General features: G+C 52.6%; 4 protein-coding genes and 1 pseudogene. 2 read left to right on the top strand and 3 right to left on the bottom strand.

Translation table 11 applies throughout. From position 1 onward, the window contains the following. The coding region (locus AACQ38_RS23525; protein ID WP_165579217.1) for a SymE family type I addiction module toxin at positions 1–193 on the top strand (193 nt) is incomplete at its 5' end. Between the two features lie 45 nt (positions 194–238). Here AACQ38_RS23525 and AACQ38_RS23520 read toward each other — a convergent pair. Together AACQ38_RS23520 and AACQ38_RS23515 are read right to left on the bottom strand one after the other, a co-directional pair. Next, positions 239–658, bottom strand: a complete 420-nt coding sequence (locus AACQ38_RS23520) for an SMI1/KNR4 family protein (protein WP_011144929.1) — start codon at positions 656–658, stop codon at positions 239–241. 8 nt (positions 659–666) lie between these two features. Then, on the bottom strand, positions 667–1,704 hold the full coding sequence (locus AACQ38_RS23515; protein ID WP_242685683.1) for an HNH/ENDO VII family nuclease: 1,038 nt from the start codon (positions 1,702–1,704) through the stop codon (positions 667–669). A gap of 386 nt (positions 1,705–2,090) precedes the next feature. Here AACQ38_RS23515 and AACQ38_RS23510 point away from each other — a divergent pair, with 386 nt between their 5' ends. Continuing rightward, the gene (locus AACQ38_RS23510; RefSeq protein ID WP_165579216.1) at positions 2,091–2,333 is read left to right on the top strand and encodes a hypothetical protein; all 243 of its coding nucleotides are present in this window, start codon (positions 2,091–2,093) and stop codon (positions 2,331–2,333) included. A gap of 229 nt (positions 2,334–2,562) precedes the next feature. On the opposite strand, the pseudogene AACQ38_RS23505 reads toward AACQ38_RS23510, so the two are convergent. Continuing rightward, positions 2,563–2,785, bottom strand: a pseudogene (locus tag AACQ38_RS23505) (site-specific tyrosine recombinase XerC); the annotation flags it as partial.

Genomic DNA, 2,785 nt, shown 5'->3' with positions numbered 1-2,785 from the left:
CAGCTATAAGGTGGGGTATGCCCGCACCCGCCACGAAGACCGCAGCACCGGTATGACCCGCTATTACAGCCAGCACCCCAGTTTGCATCTTAAAGGCAACTGGCTGGAAGAAGCGGGCTTTGCCACCGGACAGCCAGTACAGGTCAGTGTTGAGCACGGGCAGTTGATTATCCGGCTCGTTGAGTACAACTGACGGCTCAAAAAAGATCCCAGCCAAGCGCTGGGATCTTTAGCATGACTAATTACCTTCTATCCATACTTGCTTTATCCAGCTAGCAAGATCAGGCCAACTTTCCTCGTTATAACCATCAAGCGTCCAATACTTAATTTTTCCATCATAATCAATACAATAATAACTGCCATTATCTTCACAGATCGGGAGCAAATTTTCAGGTAGCCCTTGCTCTCTTGCATCGCTTAACGCTTGTGACAGTTCTCCATAATATTTTTTATCACGGGTAACAGATAACAAATCTATAGTTCCGTAGAATATATTACTTATTTTTTTCAAAACCTCTTTATAATCATTTGAAAATTCGAAACCAATTTCTTTTTCATACTGAGAAATTAATTCATCATCTGGCAAATCAACATCATTTCTTTGACCATCTGATAAGCGTTCGATTTCTTCAATAACATCATTAAGTTTAGTATTCATACGTAACCCTATTTAAAATCGTTAGCTCGTTGTTTCCAATAATCAGAACGCCACTTATTAAACTCCGAGCGGTTAATACCTGAGGGGATACTGTTATCATTTATATGTATGACCTTATGATTATCCTTATGAAAACTCTGCGTTACCTCAGCTATAGGTCCATCCTGCTTTTGTAACATATGATGTAAATTGACAGGTTTTCCATCATTACCGATAGGTGCTCTACCAGCTCTCATAAGCTCTACGTTTGTCTTACCTGATTTAGGATCAATACGGCTTGGATCAAACAAGTCATTTCGTTGATAAACCTTATTTCCCTTAAAGGGAACTGGCTCAGCCGACCAATATTTTCTGTCCTGGCCAAAGTATTTTGCGACATCTGTCTGTGTTGTTGTACTTGATTTATTAGCCGTTTGGTTAGGCTGTACTTGAGTAGCTTCCGCCGGAACGCTTTTATCAACATTATTTTTTGATGATACAGATGATGGCTTCGCCTGGATCTTATTACTGGCTGCTCCCCCAATAGCTCCGACCGCAGTCTCCAGCAACAACAGGTTACGCTGCTCTTCCTTCACGTACTGCGCCGCATCCGCCTTGGATAACCCGGCGTTTTCCAGCTCTTTTTGGCGCAGTTCCGTGTTAAAGAACCCGGAGAGGGGTCCGCTGCCGCCATTTAACCAGCTGCTCTGCTCTGAACGCCCTAGCTTGTCATTGGCACGGTATCCCGATACCGCCAGTTCTTTACCCAACTCATGGTTGATGAATGCCAGTTCTTCGCGGCTTAACTCGCCATTCAACGCCATCTGTTTCAGGCTGTTGATGGTCGCATCACTGGCCTGCCGGTACTCTGTCCAGACTCCTTTACGGCAGCTGTCATCCTGACACGATGCCAGTTTACCGCGCATGTCCTCCACTGACGGCAAGCCTTTATCCAGAATGCGCTGGCTCAGCTCCTTAGCCTTGCCGCACGCTTCCGGTGACATCGTGCGGCAATCACCCAGATTTCGCGAGGCCAGCGCATTATTCTCCACAACAACCCATTCCATTGCGACGTTGATTACCGAACACCAATTTTCCCTGCGCACTCAGTCAGTTACAACCCATTTTTTCCAATGTGCGTTCACCGCCGAACCCAAAACCCCCTGACGCGCTTTTCGCCCCCGAAGGCCGGTTTTTCCCGCCGCGCTCTGGTCAGTGTAGCGCCTTTTTCGGCAACGGGCGAACGTCGCCCAACTTGTTTGGGCGGCGGGCGTCCGTTCTGCGGGCGCGGGCGGCACAGAGCCCGCAAGCGGCGCCCCTGCGACGCTCTGAGGCACTGTGGTTTCGGTTTGCAATGACCTTGCATGACCACGCGATTTTGTTCGGGGAAGCCCCTGGGGGCTGCACGGGGCGGCGATGGCGAGCACGGGGACGAGCAACGGAGCGCAGCGCAGTGCGAGCCGCGCGCAGCCAGTCGCAGCAGGGTTGGGGCGGGGGGAAGTCAATGAGCGGAGGCCGCAGGCCGACCTGCCTTCAGGGTTGTTGGCCGGACGTTGGCACGGCAGCTAAAGAAGAACACGGGTTTTTGCCGAGGACTGGCTCAGCCGCTGACAGCAGAAGGCGTCAGCCTTGTGCGCCACTCCCCGCAATGCCGACCCGCGGGGGCGCAAGACATAATGCCAATTATACGCATTAAGCCGCTCATCAATGCTCAGGCGGTTGCCCGGGCTCACCGGCGCAGTGCGTATAATTCCCCCGCATTATGTTCAATAGGCGTTGGGCGGCCTGTACTGGCTTAACGGGGACGCCCGTGGTTGAGCCGCCTGACGACTATTTACCCCCGCGTGCGCCGATGCCGACGGGCAGTCCGGCCACGGTCTGCCCCCACTCCGAACCCGCCCAACTTAACGGGGACGGGCGGACGGTCAGCGGCTATCGGCGGTTGAGGCCGGCTCTGAACTGTCCGGCGGCGTGTCCGTGCCGGCGTTATCGTCGGCGTACAGGTCGGCCAGTAAACCCATCTCATCGGCGTCGCGGACTTTTTCGTCGGCCATTTGCTCCGCCGGATGCGTACTGGCGTGTACCGCCTGCAAGGCCCGGATAGAGACCTGCGTATACACCTGGGTGGATTCCACGCTGGCATGGCCT

The sequence above is a fragment of the Photorhabdus sp. RW14-46 genome (assembly GCF_963887965.1).
Lineage (GTDB): Bacteria > Pseudomonadota > Gammaproteobacteria > Enterobacterales > Enterobacteriaceae > Photorhabdus > Photorhabdus laumondii.
Note: the sequence above shows the minus strand (reverse complement) of the source record. Positions and strands in the feature narration are given on the sequence as shown.